The organism is Streptomyces sp. NPDC001851 (genome assembly GCF_040297165.1).
Taxonomy (GTDB): Bacteria; Actinomycetota; Actinomycetes; order Streptomycetales; family Streptomycetaceae; genus Streptomyces.
Map to the genome: position 1 here is coordinate 92,234 of NZ_JBEOYR010000010.1, position 15,475 is coordinate 107,708.

Consider the following 15,475-nt stretch of genomic DNA (forward strand, 5'->3'; position numbering starts at 1 on the left):
GTGGTCCTGTCGTGGTCAGTCGTCGGACGGGTGTGGATGGTCCGGGATGTCAGTGAGGGGCACCGGGCGCCGCTCCCGCCGGGAGACCTCGCAGGCCTCGGCGATCCGCAGGGCCTGCAGGGCCTCGTGGCCGTCGCACGGATTGGGGCGCTCGCCGCGGATCACGTCCACGAAGGCGTTCAGTTCGGCCTCGTACGCGGGCCCGAAGCGTTCCAGGAAGCCGGTCCACGGCTTGTCCGCGGGCGGTGGCCCGGTCGGCTCGGTGGACGCGAGCGGCGTACGGTCGTCCAGGCCCACCACCACCGTGTCCCGTTCCCCGGCCAGCTCCATGCGCACGTCGTAGCCCGCGCCGTTCAGCCGGGTCGCCGTCGCCGTGGCGAGCGTGCCGTCGTCCAGGGTGAGCAGTACCGCGCCCGTACCGACGTCCCCGGCCTCGCGGAACAGCGGGAGGCCCCCGTCCGAGCCGGTGGCGTACACCTCGGCCACCTCGCGGCCCGTCACCCAGCGCAGCACGTCGAAGTCGTGGATCAGCGTGTCCCGGAACAGTCCGCCGGACAGCGGCAGCCACTCGGCCGGGGGCGGGGACTGGTCGCAGGTCATCGCGCGCACGGTGTGCAGCCGGCCGAGCCGTCCCGAGCGCACGGCCTCCCGGGCTCCGCCGTACCCCGCGTCGAAGCGCCGCTGGAACCCCATCTGCAGAACCGTTCCGGCTGCCGCCACCTCGGCGAGCGCCTGCAGCGTGCCCGGCAGGTCGAGCGCGATCGGCTTCTCGCAGAAGACCGGCAGGCCGGAGCGGGCCGCCCGGCCGATCAGTTCGGCATGGGCCGGTGTCGCCGTGGTGATCACCACCGCGTCCACGCCCCACGTGAAGATCTCGTCCACACCCGGCGCCGCCGTCTCACCCAGCCGGTGCGCCAGCGCCTGCGCCCGCGCCGGATCCGCGTCCGTCAGGATGAGCGATCCGACCTCACGGTGGCGGCTGAGCGTTCTCGCGTGAAGGGTGCCGATGCGGCCCGTACCGATGACCCCGATGCGCATGGAAACAAAGTGAGGGCGGAGCCCGTACCCTGTCAATGCGTATGTCCGGACAATCGGACTACACAACTTCCCGTCAACCGATCACGGGGCTACGCTCGGGCTCGTGCCGAAACCAGATGTGGACCCGACCGTGTCGCTCGACCTCCGCGTGGACCGTAGCTCTCCGGTGCCGCTGTACTTCCAGCTCTCCCAGCAGCTGGAGGCCGCCATCGAGCACGGCAGCCTGACCCCGGGCAGCCTGCTGGGCAACGAGATCGAGCTGGCCGCACGGCTCGGCCTGTCCCGGCCGACCGTCCGCCAGGCCATCCAGTCCCTCGTCGACAAGGGCCTCCTCGTCCGCCGCAGGGGCGTCGGCACGCAGGTGGTGCACAGCCAGGTCAAGCGCCCGCTGGAGCTGAGCAGCCTCTACGACGACCTGGAGGCGGCCGGCCAGCGCCCCGCGACCAAGGTCCTGGTCAACACCGTCCTGCCGGCCTCCGCCGCCGTCGCCGCGGCGCTCGGCGTCCCCGAGGGCGGGGACGTGCACCGCATCGAGCGGCTGCGCCTCGCGCACGGTGAGCCGATGGCGTACCTGGTCAACCACCTCCCGCCGGGCCTGCTCGACCTGGACACCGGCCAGCTGGAGGCCACCGGCCTGTACCGGCTGATGCGCTCCGCCGGGATCACCCTGCACAGCGCCCGCCAGTCCATCGGCGCCCGCGCGGCCACGGCCGCCGAGGCCGAGCGGCTCGGCGAGACCGAGGGCGCCCCGCTGCTCACCATGCAGCGCACCACCTTCGACGACACCGGCCGCGCGGTCGAGTTCGGCGACCACACCTACCGTCCGACGCGCTACTCCTTCGAGTTCCAGCTGCTCGTCCGGCCCTGACGACCCCCGGCGCTTCGTCGCAATGTCCGGACAAGCGGACGGGGTGGGTGCTCCCTGCCGCGTCACGGGTGTTCGCTGTGTTTGATACTGGAGCGTTTGGGGCTGCCGGGGCGACCGGCGGTCCCTCTCGTCCGTCGGAGCAAGAACACAGAAGGGGCACTGCCTCGTGGCACGGTTTCGGACCTGGGCAGTCATCGCGCTGACAGGGGCACTTTCGCTGTCCCTGGGGGCGTGCAGCAGCACCGGAGGAAAGCGGGCCGAGGACGCCCGCAAGGCCGCCGCGGCCCAGGGGAGGGCGGCGGTGAACACCCCGCGCTGGACCTTCGCGATGATCACCCACTCGGGAGACGGTGACACGTTCTGGGACATCGTGCAGAGCGGCGCCAAGCAGGCCGCCGTCAAGGACAACATCAACTTCCTCTACTCGCACGACGACGAGGCCCAGCAGCAGGCGCAGCTGGTGGACGCGGCGGTCGACAAGAAGGTCGACGGCATCATCGTCACCCTCGCCAAGCCGGACGCCATGAAGGCCGCCGTGGCCCGCGCGGAGAAGGCCGGCATCCCGGTCATCACCGTGAACTCCGGCTCCGCCGAGTCCAAGGCCTTCGGCGCCCTGACCCACATCGGCCAGGACGAGACGATCGCCGGCGAGGCCGTCGGTGACGAACTGAACAAGCGCGGGAAGAAGAAGGCCCTGTGCGTGCTGCACGAGCAGGGCAACGTAGGCCACGAACAGCGCTGCGACGGCATCGCCAGGACCTTCCGCGGCACGCTGCAGAAGCTCTACGTCAACGGCACCAACATGCCCGACGTCCAGTCCGCCATCGGGGCCAAGCTCCAGGCCGACGGCTCCATCGACTCCGTCGTCACCCTCGGCGCGCCCTACGCGGACACCGCCGTGAAGGCCAGGTCCGACGCCGGCAGCAAGGCCGAGATCGACACCTTCGACCTCAACGCCAAGGTCGCGGCCTCACTGAAGAGCGGCACCCTCGGCTTCGCCGTGGACCAGCAGCCGTACCTCCAGGGGTATGAGGCGGTCGACCTGCTGTGGGCCTACAAGTACAACGGCGACGTGCTCGGCGGCGGCAAGCCCGTGCTGACCGGCCCGCAGATCATCACCAAGGACCAGGCCTCCGCGCTGGCCGCGTACACCGAGCGGGGCACCCGATGAGCACATCCGTTGATGAAAGGATTCTGCAGGCCTCGCCGCCGAGAAGGCTGCTCGCCCGGCCCGAACTGGGCTCGGTGGTCGGCGCACTCGCCGTCTTCGTCTTCTTCGCCCTCGCCGCCGACGGCTTCCTGCGCGCCGCCAGCCTCAGCACGGTCCTGTACGCCTCCTCGACCATCGGCATCATGGCCGTACCCGTGGCCCTGCTGATGATCGGCGGCGAGTTCGACCTGTCGGCCGGTGTCCTGGTGACGTCGTCGGCGCTGATCTCGTCGATGTCCAGCTACCAGATGACGGCCAACACCTGGGTCGGGGTCGGCGTGTCCCTCCTCGTGACGCTGGCCGTCGGCGCCTTCAACGGCTTCGTGCTCACCCGCACGAAACTGCCCAGCTTCATCGTCACGCTGGGCACCTTCCTGATGCTGACCGGCATGAACCTCGGCTTCACCAAGCTGATCGACGGCACGGTCTCCACCAAGACCATCGCCGACATGGAGGGCTTCCCGAGCGCCCACGCCGTCTTCGCCTCGACCCTGACGCTCGGCGGCGTCGACTTCAAGGTCACCATCCTGTGGTGGCTGGGCCTGGTCGCCCTCGCCTCCTGGATCCTGCTGCGCACCCGCGCCGGCAACTGGATCTTCGCCGTCGGCGGCAACGAGGACGCGGCCCGCGCCGTCGGCGTCCCGGTCGCCAAGACCAAGATCGCCCTCTACATGGGCGTGGCCTTCGGCGCCTGGATCTCCGGCCAGCACCTGCTCTTCTCCTTCGACGCCGTCCAGTCCGGCGAGGGCGTCGGCAACGAGCTGATCTACATCATCGCGGCCGTCATCGGCGGCTGTCTGATCACCGGCGGCTACGGCAGCGCCATCGGCTCCGCCGTGGGCGCCCTCCTGTTCGGCATGACCAGCAAGGGCATCGTCTTCGCCGAGTGGAACCCCGACTGGTTCAAGTTCTTCCTCGGAGCGATGCTGCTCCTCGCGACCCTGCTCAACGCCTGGGTCCGCAAGCGCGCGGAGGCGAGCAAGTGACACTCGTGGAGCTGACCGACGTCAGCAAGCACTACGGCACCGTCCGCGCCCTGGAAGGCGTCTCCCTTGAGGTGCACGCGGGCGAGATCACCTGCGTCCTGGGCGACAACGGCGCGGGCAAGTCGACCCTGATCAAGGTGATCGCGGGCCTGCACCGCCACGACGGCGGCACCCTGCGCGTCGAGGGCGAGGAGACCCACCTCGCCTCCCCGCGCGAGGCCCTGGACCGGGGCATCGCCACGGTCTACCAGGACCTGGCCGTCGTCCCGCTGATGCCGGTCTGGCGCAACTTCTTCCTGGGCTCCGAACCCCGCAAGGGCGTCGGCCCCTTCAAGCGCCTGGACACCGCCCTCATGCGCCGCACCACCCGCGAGGCACTGCTCCGCATGGGCATCGACCTCCGCGACGTCGACCAGCCCATCGGCACCCTCTCCGGCGGCGAACGCCAGTGCGTGGCGATCGCCCGCGCCGTCCACTTCGGCGCGAAGGTCCTGGTCCTGGACGAGCCGACGGCGGCACTGGGCGTGAAGCAGTCCGGCGTGGTGCTGAAGTATGTGGCGGCGGCACGTGACGAGGGCCTGGGCGTTGTCCTGATCACCCACAACCCGCACCACGCATACCTGGTGGGGGACAGGTTCGTGCTGCTTCGCCGGGGCACGATGGTGGGCAATCACACACGGGACGAGATCACCCTGGACGAGCTGACCCAGCAGATGGCGGGAGGGTCCGACCTGGACGCTCTACGCCATGAACTGCAGCGCGGTTGAGGGGCGCGGGCAACGGCGCGAGCAGCCACCACGCATGCCGCACCCGGCGACGCACGCGCATCCCCTGCCCCTGCCCCGCGCAGCACTCACCATGAGGGTGCGGCACAATCGAGCCCGATGAGCACCTACCGCGACCTCACCGCCCCCATCGGCTCCCGCCGAGCCCCCGTCCTGCGAACCGTGGGTACCAGGGAACGCCGGTCACACCTGACCGCCCCCCGAGTCCCCACGGTCGGCATCGACATCGGCGGCACCAAGGTCATGGCGGGCGTCGTGGACGCCGACGGGAACATCCTGGAGAAGCTCCGCACGGAGACCCCGGACAAGTCCAAGAGCCCCAAGGTCGTCGAGGACACCATCGTCGAACTGGTCCTGGACCTGTCCGACCGGCACGACGTGCACGCGGTCGGCATCGGCGCGGCTGGCTGGGTCGACGCCGACCGCAACCGCGTGCTGTTCGCCCCCCACCTGTCCTGGCGCAACGAACCGCTGCGCGACCGCCTGAGCGGCCGCCTGTCCGTGCCGGTCCTCGTGGACAACGACGCCAACACCGCCGCCTGGGCGGAGTGGCGCTTCGGCGCGGGACGCGGCGAGGACCACCTCGTCATGATCACGCTCGGCACCGGCATCGGCGGCGCCATCCTGGAGGACGGCCAGGTCAAGCGCGGCAAGTTCGGTGTCGCCGGCGAGTTCGGCCATATGCAGGTCGTGCCCGGCGGGCACCGCTGCCCGTGCGGCAACCGCGGCTGCTGGGAGCAGTACAGCTCGGGCAACGCGCTGGTCCGCGAGGCCAAGGAGCTGGCGGCGGCCGACTCCCCGGTGGCCTACGGCATCATCGAGCACGTCAAGGGCAACGTCGACGACATCACCGGCCCGATGATCACCGAGCTGGCCCGCGACGGCGACGCCATGTGCATCGAGCTGCTCCAGGACATCGGCCAGTGGCTCGGCGTCGGCATCGCCAACCTCGCCGCCGCCCTCGACCCGTCCTGCTTCGTCGTCGGAGGTGGCGTCTCGGCCGCCGACGACCTGCTCATCGGCCCGGCCCGGGACGCCTTCAAGCGCCACCTCACCGGCCGCGGCTACCGCCCCGAGGCCCGCATCACCCGGGCCCAGCTCGGCCCCGAGGCCGGCATGGTGGGCGCCGCCGACCTGGCCCGGCTGGTCGCCCGCCGGTTCCGCCGGGCCAAGCGCCGCCGGGTGGAGCGCTACGAGCGCTACGAGCGGTACGCCCAGGCCCGCCGCGCCCGGGACACCGCATGACCGCGTCGCTGCCGCGCCAGGCCGCCCCGCCCAACCGGCCGTACCGCACCGCCGACAGGCCCCGGCACAAGGTCCGGCGCCGCGTGCTCACCCTGCTGATCATCGGGCTGCTGATCGGCATGCCCGCGCGCTACCTGGTCATCGCCGCCAACCTGAGCCGCGACAGCGGCAAGGACAAGGAGGCGAAGTACTCGGCGACCGGCCTGACCCCGGGCTGGCCGTCGAAGGTGCAGGCCCGCCTCTACCAGGTGCCCGTCCCGCGCCCGGCCGACGACATCGCCTCCTACGAGACGAACAACTGGAAGACCAGCCGGCTCTACGTGCAGTTCCGCACCAACGACGCCGGCCTGGACAGCTTCCTGCAGACCATGGGCGTACGCCGGGACCAGCTGAGGAAGGGCGACATCGCCATCGGCACCCGCGACCAGAAGGTCAGCGGCTGGCAGTTCACCGGACCCGGCCCCTGGTGGGGACTGACCCACACGCAGAAGAACCCGGCGCCGACCCAGGACGTGATCGTGAACCTGGCCGACCCGAAGAACCCGATGGTCTACGTCGTCTCGCGCACGGTGCCGTGACCACCGGCCCCGGCCGGTGGCCGGGGCCGATTGTCAGACCCCGCCCGTAGAGTCGAAGACGTCTGATCCGACACACGGGCGGGAGGTGGCAGGACGTATGGCAGAACGGATGAACGGCGGCTCGGCCGCGGTGGCCGGGCACACGGCGGGCTCCGTCCCGGCCGGGCAACCGGTCCCGCTGCGCCTCGCCTCCGTCTACCTGCCCGCGCCCCTCCCGCGCGAGAGCCGCGTTGCCTTCTGGGACCCCGACGGCGGCCCCGTCGAGGGCGGCACCGCCGAGCTCACGGTGGTACGACGCCATGGCGCCGGTGTGCGCCGCCGGCGGGTGCCCGCGCTGACCCTGCCGCTCACCGCGGCCCTGCCGCTGCTGGTCCGGGCCCGCCGCGACCCGGCCGCCCATCCGGCCACGGCCTGCTGGGGCGCCGCCGCGCTGCACGCGCTGCGGCTGGCCGCGCGCGGCCGCCTGCTGCCGGGCCTGACCCCGGACGGGCACGACGCCTGGCGGGCCGGCCCGCTGGAGCCCGACGACATCGCCCACGCCCGCGCGATCGCCGCCGCCCTTCCCCCCGAGGGCCACGCGGTGCCCCTCCCGGACCCGGGGCCGCTGCGGCTGCCCGAGCCGGAGGCCCTGGTCCGCCACTTCCTGGACGCGGTCGCCGACACCCTGCCCCGCACCCCGGCCGCCCCGTTCACCTGCGGCCGTCCCTTCGCCGCCCGGGAGCCGGTGGCGCTGCCGCAGGCCCATGAGTGGGCGGCCGAGGTCGCCGCCGGCATGGACGCGGGCGTGCGGATCTCGCTCCGCCTGGACCTGTCGGCGTCCGACGTCTTCGACGCCGGTGAGAGCGACGGCACGCGTTCCGCGGGAGCGGCCGTCGTGCAGGTGCACAGCCTCGCCGACCCCACCCTGGTGGCTGACGCGGGCGCCCTGTGGGCGGGGGAGGCCGACCTGGCGTTCGGGCCCCGCGCGCGGGTGGACGCCGCCCTCGCCGTGCGGCGCGCGGCACGGGTGTGGCCGCCCCTGGACCGGCTCGCCGAGCAGGACGTGCCCGACGTCCTGCCGCTCTCGGAGGACGAGCTGGGCGAACTGCTCGGCGTCGCGGCCACCCGGCTGGCCGCCGCCGGAGTCGCCGTGCACTGGCCGCGGGACCTCGCCCGCGACCTCACGGCCGCCGCCGTGGTCCGCCCGGCACCCGGCTCGGCGACCGACGGCACCGGCTTCTTCGAGGGCGAGGAGCTGCTCCGGTTCCGCTGGCAGCTGGCGCTCGGCGGGGACCCGCTCAGCGAGGCCGAGATGGACACCCTCGCCGAGGCGCACCGCCCGGTCGTACGGCTGCGGGACCGCTGGGTGCTGGTGGACCCGGCCCTCGTCCGCAAGGCCCGCAAGCGCGAACTGGGCCTGCTCGACCCGGTCGACGCGCTGGCCGTCGCGCTCACCGGCACCGCCGACGTCGACGGCGAGACCGTCGAGGCCGTCCCGGTCGGCGCGCTGGCCGCCCTCCGTGACCGGCTCACCGCGGGCCTGCGCCCCGCCGACCCGCCCGCCGGCCTCGCCGCCACCCTCCGCGACTACCAACTGCGCGGCCTGGCCTGGCTGGACCTCATGACCTCCCTGGGCCTCGGCGGCTGCCTCGCCGACGACATGGGCCTCGGCAAGACCGTCACCCTCATCGCCCTGCACCTCAAGCGCGCCCGCACCGAGCCGACGCTCGTCGTCTGCCCGGCCTCCCTGCTCGGCAACTGGCAGCGGGAGATCACCCGGTTCGCGCCCGGCGTGCCCGTCCGCCGCTTCCACGGCCCCGATCGCACCCTGGACGGGCTGGCCGGCGGATTCGTCCTCACCACGTACGGCACCATGCGCTCCACCGCGGCCCGCCTGGCCGAACAGCCGTGGAGCATGGTCGTCGCCGACGAGGCCCAGCACGTGAAGAACCCCTACTCCGCGACCGCCAGGGCGCTGCGCACCATCCCGGCGCCCGCGCGCGTGGCGCTGACCGGCACCCCGGTCGAGAACAACCTCTCCGAACTGTGGGCCCTGCTCGACTGGACCACCCCCGGACTCCTCGGCCCCCTCAAGTCCTTCCGCGCCCGGCACGCACGGGCCGTGGAGAACGGCGAGGACGAGGAGGCCGTGGAGCGCCTGGCCCGCCTGGTACGGCCGTTCCTGCTGCGCCGCAGGAAGTCGGACCCCGGCATCGTCCCCGAACTGCCGCCCAAGACCGAGACGGACCACCCCGTGCCGCTCACCCGCGAACAGGCCGCGCTGTACGAGGCGGTGGTGCGCGAGTCGATGCTGGCGATCGAGACGGCCGAGGGCATCGCCCGCCGGGGCCTGGTCCTGAAGCTGCTGGGCGCGCTGAAGCAGATCTGCGACCACCCGGCGCTGTACCTGAAGGAGGAGACACACCCCGGCCGGCTCGTGGCCCGCTCCGGCAAACTCGCCCTGCTGGACGAGCTGCTGGACACCGTCCTCGCCGAGGACGGCTCGGTGCTCGTCTTCACCCAGTACGTCGGCATGGCCCGCCTCATCACCGCCCACCTGTCCGCCCGGGCGGTCCCGGTCGACCTCCTGCACGGCGGCACACCGGTCCCGGAGCGCGAGCGCATGGTCGACCGCTTCCAGAACGGCGAGACCCCGGTCCTCGTCCTGTCCCTGAAGGCGGCGGGCACCGGTCTGAACCTCACCCGCGCGGGCCATGTCGTCCACTTCGACCGCTGGTGGAACCCGGCCGTGGAGGAACAGGCCACCGACCGCGCGTACCGCATCGGCCAGACCCAGCCCGTCCAGGTCCACCGCCTGGTCACCGAGGGCACGGTCGAGGACCGCATCGCCGAGATGCTCGCCGCCAAGCGGGCCCTGGCCGACGCCGTCCTCGGCTCCGGCGAGGCGGCCCTCACCGAACTGACCGACCGCGAGCTGTCCGACCTCGTCTCCCTGCGGAGGACCGCATGACAGCCCCCACCCCCCGCCCCGGCGACGCCGCCCGCCGCGCCCTGCGGGCAGCACGGGAACGGACCGGGGCCGAGCACCCGGAGCGGGCCGCGGACGCACCGGGCGCGCCGGCTGCGGCAGAGGAGTGGGCGGAGCGATCGGTAAGTGGCTCCGAAGAACTGGTTGAGCTGGTGGGGAGGGCGGCCGAGGAGTCGGTGGTGCCGGTGGGGAGCGGGGCCGAGAGGACGGTTCGGCGTGGGCCGGGTGCGGCGGAGGGGTCGGCGGAGCGCGGGGTGAGGGGGCTGGAGGAGTTGGTTGAGCTGGTGGGGAGGGGGGTCGAGAGGTCGGTTCGGCGTGGGCCGGGGGCGGCGGAGGAGTGGGCGGAGTCAGGGGAGAGAGGGCTCGGCGGCACCGCCGAGCCGGGGGACGGGGCGCCCGAGAAGCCGGTGAAGCGCGCGTCGCCCCTGTCCGGCGGGCCGGTTCCGCGCGGTGGGGAGGCGCTGGAGGGGGCCGTGGGGCGAGCGGCCGGTGTGTCCGGGGCGACCGTCTCCGGCGCGGCGGGGACGACGGATGCGCCGGCCGAAGCGGCGCCGGGACACCCCGCGCGCACCGGCCCGAGGCCCGGCGACGTGGCACGCGCGGCGCTCCGGGCCGCGGTGTCCGCGCGGCGGAGCGAGCGCGAAGCTCCGACGACGGCTGCCGTGCCCCGAGACCGGCGCGACGACGGGGTACAGCCGGCCTCCGCGCCCCCCGTCGCCGCTCCGGCACCGGCCGGCGCGAGGAGCCCGGGTCAGGACGGCGCCCCGGACCACGTCGGGACCGTGCCGCAGGCCCGCTCCGCAGACCCGGCAGGCGGGCGCCCCGCCGACATCGCCCGGGAAGCGCTGCGTGCGGCCCGGCGGGAGGCGCTGCGTGCAGAGGCGGACGAGAGCGCCGGACGCGGGACGCCGGCGGGGGAGCCGCGTGTGCGACGCCACGCGCGGGTCACGGGAGCCCCCGGCTCGCCGGCGCCGCGTACCGGGTCCGTGTCCGGTCCGGATGCCGCCTCGCGGGCCGCCCGGCTCAACGCTGCCCAGGAGATGCGGCACTACCTGGCGAACGCCTTCCGGATGCCGACGTGGTCGGACACCCCGGAGGACGACACCGGCACCATCGGAACCGGCGACACCGCCGGGACCACCGCCGGCTCCGCCGAGCCGCGTCCCGCGCCCGCCGACCCCGCCGGGTGTCCCATGCCCACCGGGCCGGCTGCCCCCCACACGCCCCCCGCGACAGCCACCCCCACCACCCGCGGTCGCTCCGCCCCCGCGTCCCCGCATGTGCCGCCCACCATGGCCACCCCCCACCGGGACACCGAACTGCGGCGCACCTTCGCGGCGTTCGCGTCCCGTGAGGCCGGGGCCGAGGAGGGGCCGTTCGCGGCGACCTGGTGGGGGAACGCCTGGGCGGAGGCGCTGGAGCAGGGTGCGCTGGATCCCAAGCGGCTGGCCCGCGGACGCGGGTACGCCGACCAGGGCCACGTGGACGCGATCACTGTCACCCCGGGGCTCGTGCTGGCGTACGTGCGCGGGAGCCGCCCCCGGCCGTACCGGGTCCAGGTGCGGGTCCGCACGCTGGAGGACGAGGACTGGGAGCGGTTCCTGGACGCGGCCGCCGACCTGCCGGGGCACATCGCCGCACTGCTCGACAAGGAGCTGCCGCACTCGCTCGCCGACTGCGGGGTCCCCCTGCTGCCCGGCCCCGGCGACCTCGTCCCGCGCTGCAGCTGCCCCGACTCCGGGCACCCCTGCAAGCACGCGGCGGCGCTCTGCTACCAGACGGCACGGCTGATCGACGCCGACCCGTTCGTGCTGCTCCTGCTGCGCGGCCGGGGCGAGAAGGACCTGCTCGACGCGCTGTCCCGGCGCAGCGCCGCCCGCGCGGCCCGCGCAGCCCATGAACGGCAGCCGCAGTCCCTGCCCGGCGTACGGGCCACCGATGCCCTGGCCCCGCGCGCACTCCCGCCGCTGCCGCCGCCGCTGCCGGCACCCCCGCACCCCGAGCAGCCCCCGGTGTATCCGGCGGCGCCCGGCGGTCCGGACCCCTTCGCGCTGGACCAGCTGGCGACCGACGCCGCCGCCCGCGCGCATGCGCTGCTCGGCACCGGACGCGATCCGGTGGGCGAACTGACGCTGTGGCAGGACGCGGTGCGCCTGGCCGCCGCCCGCCCCGGTTCCGGTCTCACCGCCACCACCCGCACCCTGTACGCCGCACTCGCCACGGCAGCGGGCCGCACCCCGGCCGACCTCGCGCGTGCCGTCGCGGCCTGGCGCCAGGGCGGGCTCGCCGGGCTGGCCGTGCTGGAGGAGCCGTGGGATCCGCCGGCCGGCCGCTTCGACCGGGCCCGCCCGTTGCTCCTCGCCGCCGACCTGCCGGTGTTCCGCCCGTGGCGCAACCGCCTCACGCACCCGCGCGGCCATGTCCAGCTCCGCCTGGGCCGCGACGGCCTGTGGTACGCCTATGAGTCGGAGCCCGGCCACGACGACTGGTGGCCCCGGGGTACCCCGGACCTCGACCCCGTGGGCGCGCTGACGGGGCTCGGCACCCCGGACGCCACCTGACCGAGGAGCGATGACCGCACGGGCGGCCCCGGCCCGGCAGATGCGGCCGCTGTACGAGGGTGCGGAGGGAGCGCCCAAGCCGGTCCTCGGCACCTCGCCGAGCGGACCGGCGCCCGCCCCGTGCTTGCCAAAACGGATCTTGTTCGTGAATGATCACGGCCGGCGGGCGGGCCGGCCGACGGTTGCCTCTGGCCCGTCTCACCGCCGCACATCCGCCGCATCGTGAGGCGACCGCTTTCATCAGCAGGAATTTCAGGGGGGAACCATGTCTGCTCAGGATGCCATGAGCACATCAAGAACGTCGGACGCGCGTGCGGCGCAGGGGGAGGAACGCCCGCTGCCGCCCGCACGGTCCCGGGGCAGTGCCATGGGCGGCTGGTTCCTCACCATCGCGCTGAACGTGGCGGCGCCGATCCTCACGTACAACGCCCTGAGCGATCACGGGTGGAGCGAGTTCGCCGCGCTGCTGGCGAGCGGTGTCTGGCCGGTGCTCGACAGCGTCGTGCACCTGGTGTGGCGGCGCCGCCTCGACGAGTTCGCCGTCGTGACCCTGGTGTTCCTGGTCATCACGGCTGTCGTCTCCCTCCTCGGCGCCCACTCGACCCGGGCCCTGCTGCTCAAGGACTCGGCCGTCACCGGGCTGTTCGGCCTGCTGTGCCTGGCGACGCTGCTGGCGCCGCGACCGCTCATGTTCTACTTCGGCCGCAAGTTCGCCACCGACGGCACCGCCGCGAGCACCTCGTGGTGGAACGGCCTGTGGCAGTACGAAGGCTTCCGGGCGACCGTGCGGACGATGACGACGGTCTGGGGCGTGGCCTACTGCGCCGAGGCGGTGGTCCGCGTCGCGCTGGCCTCCGTGCTGAGCACCGGCACCATGGTGACGCTCAGCCCGGTTCTGATCTACGGCGTCCTCGGCAGCCTCATCCTGTGGACGACCCTGTACGGCAAGCGGGCACGGCGCAGGGGCGAGGAGCGCACCGCCGCGGCCACCGCCCAGGGCTAGGTGGTCTCGTTCGGATCAGCCCGGGTCCGCCCGGACGAACCCCCCTGGCTGGGGCGCCGACCGAGCCGCGACGTCCAGCCCGCAGCGACTGATGTGAAGGTGGTCGCCGGCCAGAGCGCGGTGACCGCCACCGGGTCGGTGCTGGCCGGCACGGCCCCGAGTGGAGCGCACCGGCGGCGGGACGGCTCAAGGCCGCTCTCTGTCAAGGCCCCGTCAAGATCCGCAGGTCGGACGCGAAGATCACGCAAAGAAGGGCCGGAAGCGGTCGCACACGGTCAGAACCTGGGGGCAGGTCCGAGAAAGAAGGAGCACGCGCCCATGTCCGTCCTGACCACCGAGCCGGATGCCGTCCCCGCCGACGAGGAGCCCCCTGATACCGGCGAACACCACCGCCTGACCGCCGTCACGGGCCTCGCGGCGCTGTCGCTGGACGCGATGGCGTCGGTGGCCTACGGCCCGGAGGCCATCGTCCTCGTGCTGGCCGGCGCGGGCGCCCGCGGCCTCGGCTTCACGATGCCGGTGACGCTGGCCATCGCCGCGCTGCTGGCCGTGCTGGTGGCGTCGTACCGGCAGGTGATCGCGGCCTTCCCGGACGGCGGCGGCTCCTACGCCGTGGCGAGGACGCATCTGGGCGCGCGCACGAGTCTGGTGGCCGCCGCCTCGCTGGTGCTGGACTACGTCCTCAACGTGGCGGTCGCCGTCACCGCGGGCGTGGCGGCCCTGACCTCCGCCTTCCCCGCCCTGTACGACGACCGGCTGTGGCTGTGCCTGGCGGTGCTCGCACTGGTCACGGGCGTCAATCTGCGCGGGATCGTGGAGTCGGCGAAGGCGTTCATCGTGCCGACGGTCGTGTTCGTCGGCTCGATCCTCGTCCTCATCGCCGTCGGCCTGTGCCGCTCGCACCCGGTGAGTACGGCGACGGCGGCCGGGCACGCCTCGGCCGTCGCGGACAACGCCTCCGCCGTGGGCGCGCTGCTCCTGCTGAAGGCCTTCGCCGCCGGGTGTGCCGCACTGACCGGCGTGGAGGCCATCGCGAACGCCGTCCCGTCCTTCCGGGTGCCGCGGATCCGCCGGGCCCAGCGCGCGGAGGTCGCCCTCGGGGCCGTACTCGGTCTGATGCTCATCGGGCTGTCGGTGCTGATCGGCCGCTTCCATCTGCAGCCGGTCGAGGGCGTCACGGTCCTCGCGCAGCTCGCGGACGCCTCGCTCGGCCACAACGGGGCGTTCTACGTCATCCAGTTCGCGACCATGGTCCTGCTGGCGCTGTCGGCGAACACCTCCTTCGGCGGGCTGCCGGTCCTGCTGAAGCTGCTCGCCCGCGACCACTACGCGCCGCATGTCTTCGCCCTGAAGGCCGACCGCCAGGTGCACCGGCACGGCGTCCTCGCACTCGCGGTGGTCTCGGCCGCGCTGCTGGTCTTCTCCGGCGGTGACACCAACACCCTGGTGCCGATGTTCGCCGTCGGCGTCTTCGTCGGCTTCACGATCGCCCAGGTCGGGATGGTCCGGCACTGGCGTCGCGAGCGGGGTGCGAACTGGCGCGGGAAGGCGCTGCTCAACGGCTTGGGCGCGCTGCTCACCGGTGTCGCGGCCGTGGTCGTCACGGCGAGCAGGTTCGAGGAGGGCGCCTGGCTGATCCTCATCGCGCTGCCCCTGCTGGTGGCCGCCTTCGAGACCGTGCACCGCGCCTACGGCCGGATCGGCGAGCGGCTCGGCCTCGGCCGGATACCGCAGGCCCCGCACCGGGAGCGCTCGCTGGTGGTCGTCCCGGTGTCGTCCCTGTCCCGGCTGACGTCGGAGGCGCTGACCGCGGCCGGCTCGCTCGGTGACGAGGTGCGGGCCGTGACCGTGTGCTATCCGGATTCCGAGGACCGGGCCCACCTGGGCGCCCTGGAGCGGGCCTGGGCCCAGTGGGACCCGGGCGTCGAGCTGGTGCGGCTGGCCTCCGAGCGGCGCAGCCTCGGCCGCCCGATCGCCGCCTATGTGCGTGAGGTGGCCGCCACCGAGCCGGGCACCCGGGTCACCGTGCTGATCCCGGAGACCGAGCCCGAACGGGTGTGGCAGCGGCTGCTGCAGAACCAGCGGGGTGCCGTCATCGCGCATGCCGTGCGCCGGGAGACGGACGCGGTGATCTGCCGGCTGCGGTTCCGGCTGCCGTGAGCCGCAAGAGCCCCGTCGAAGCCGCACGGGCGGCCGTAAGAGAGCCGGCAACGCCGACCGGATCCGGTCGGCG

Annotated in this window: 11 protein-coding genes; 10 read left to right on the plus strand and 1 reads right to left on the minus strand. The window is 73.6% G+C overall.

All coding sequences use genetic code 11. From position 1 onward, the window contains the following. Nucleotides 1-15: 15 nt before the first annotated feature. Nucleotides 16-1,038, minus strand: a complete 1,023-nt coding sequence (locus tag ABT171_RS16775; RefSeq protein ID WP_351244312.1) for a Gfo/Idh/MocA family protein — start codon at nucleotides 1,036-1,038, stop codon at nucleotides 16-18. Between the two features lie 130 nt (nucleotides 1,039-1,168). Between ABT171_RS16775 and ABT171_RS16780 the strand changes: the two genes are divergently transcribed. The 10 genes from ABT171_RS16780 (at nucleotide 1,169) to ABT171_RS16825 (ending at nucleotide 15,402) form a co-directional block, all read left to right on the plus strand. Beyond that, nucleotides 1,169-1,906: a GntR family transcriptional regulator gene (locus tag ABT171_RS16780; RefSeq protein WP_351244617.1), complete on the plus strand. Its 738-nt coding sequence runs from the start codon at nucleotides 1,169-1,171 to the stop codon at nucleotides 1,904-1,906. A gap of 166 nt (nucleotides 1,907-2,072) precedes the next feature. Next, on the plus strand, nucleotides 2,073-3,077 hold the full coding sequence (locus tag ABT171_RS16785; RefSeq protein ID WP_351244314.1) for a sugar ABC transporter substrate-binding protein: 1,005 nt from the start codon (nucleotides 2,073-2,075) through the stop codon (nucleotides 3,075-3,077). Further along, nucleotides 3,074-4,102 (plus strand): ABC transporter permease, encoded by a 1,029-nt coding sequence (locus tag ABT171_RS16790; protein ID WP_351244316.1) that lies wholly within the window; start codon nucleotides 3,074-3,076, stop codon nucleotides 4,100-4,102. Before ABT171_RS16785 ends, ABT171_RS16790 begins: the two co-directional genes overlap by 4 nt. Next, nucleotides 4,099-4,869: an ATP-binding cassette domain-containing protein gene (locus ABT171_RS16795; RefSeq protein ID WP_351244318.1), complete on the plus strand. Its 771-nt coding sequence runs from the start codon at nucleotides 4,099-4,101 to the stop codon at nucleotides 4,867-4,869. The genes ABT171_RS16790 and ABT171_RS16795 overlap by 4 nt, the downstream gene beginning before the upstream one ends. Nucleotides 4,870-4,986: 117 nt before the next feature. Next, complete coding sequence (locus ABT171_RS16800; protein ID WP_351244320.1) at nucleotides 4,987-6,132, plus strand: ROK family glucokinase; 1,146 nt, start codon at nucleotides 4,987-4,989, stop codon at nucleotides 6,130-6,132. Continuing rightward, nucleotides 6,129-6,710, plus strand: a complete 582-nt coding sequence (locus tag ABT171_RS16805; protein WP_351244322.1) for a sugar kinase — start codon at nucleotides 6,129-6,131, stop codon at nucleotides 6,708-6,710. Before ABT171_RS16800 ends, ABT171_RS16805 begins: the two co-directional genes overlap by 4 nt. 109 nt (nucleotides 6,711-6,819) lie before the next feature. Then, nucleotides 6,820-9,660, plus strand: coding sequence for an SCO1167/SCO6262 family helicase (locus ABT171_RS16810; protein ID WP_351244619.1), 2,841 nt, complete (start codon nucleotides 6,820-6,822; stop codon nucleotides 9,658-9,660). Nucleotides 9,661-10,151: 491 nt separating this feature from the next. Further along, entirely contained in the window at nucleotides 10,152-12,239 is a 2,088-nt protein-coding gene (locus ABT171_RS16815) for an SWIM zinc finger family protein (RefSeq protein WP_503075523.1), read from the plus strand. Nucleotides 12,240-12,522: 283 nt separating this feature from the next. Next, nucleotides 12,523-13,242: a VC0807 family protein gene (locus ABT171_RS16820; protein WP_351244324.1), complete on the plus strand. Its 720-nt coding sequence runs from the start codon at nucleotides 12,523-12,525 to the stop codon at nucleotides 13,240-13,242. 318 nt (nucleotides 13,243-13,560) lie between these two features. Next, nucleotides 13,561-15,402 carry an APC family permease gene (locus ABT171_RS16825; protein WP_351244326.1) on the plus strand — a complete coding sequence of 614 codons (1,842 nt, stop codon included), beginning with the start codon at nucleotides 13,561-13,563 and terminating at the stop codon, nucleotides 15,400-15,402. Nucleotides 15,403-15,475 lie beyond the last annotated feature (73 nt).

Coding starts and splice junctions, on each gene's coding strand:
- ABT171_RS16775 (WP_351244312.1), bottom strand. CDS start 1,038: ATGCGCATCGGGGTCATCGGTACGGGCCGCATCGGCACCCTTCACGCG.
- ABT171_RS16790 (WP_351244316.1), top strand. CDS start 3,074: ATGAGCACATCCGTTGATGAAAGGATTCTGCAGGCCTCGCCGCCGAGA.
- ABT171_RS16800 (WP_351244320.1), top strand. CDS start 4,987: ATGAGCACCTACCGCGACCTCACCGCCCCCATCGGCTCCCGCCGAGCC.
- ABT171_RS16805 (WP_351244322.1), top strand. CDS start 6,129: ATGACCGCGTCGCTGCCGCGCCAGGCCGCCCCGCCCAACCGGCCGTAC.
- ABT171_RS16810 (WP_351244619.1), top strand. CDS start 6,820: ATGAACGGCGGCTCGGCCGCGGTGGCCGGGCACACGGCGGGCTCCGTC.
- ABT171_RS16820 (WP_351244324.1), top strand. CDS start 12,523: ATGAGCACATCAAGAACGTCGGACGCGCGTGCGGCGCAGGGGGAGGAA.
- ABT171_RS16825 (WP_351244326.1), top strand. CDS start 13,561: ATGTCCGTCCTGACCACCGAGCCGGATGCCGTCCCCGCCGACGAGGAG.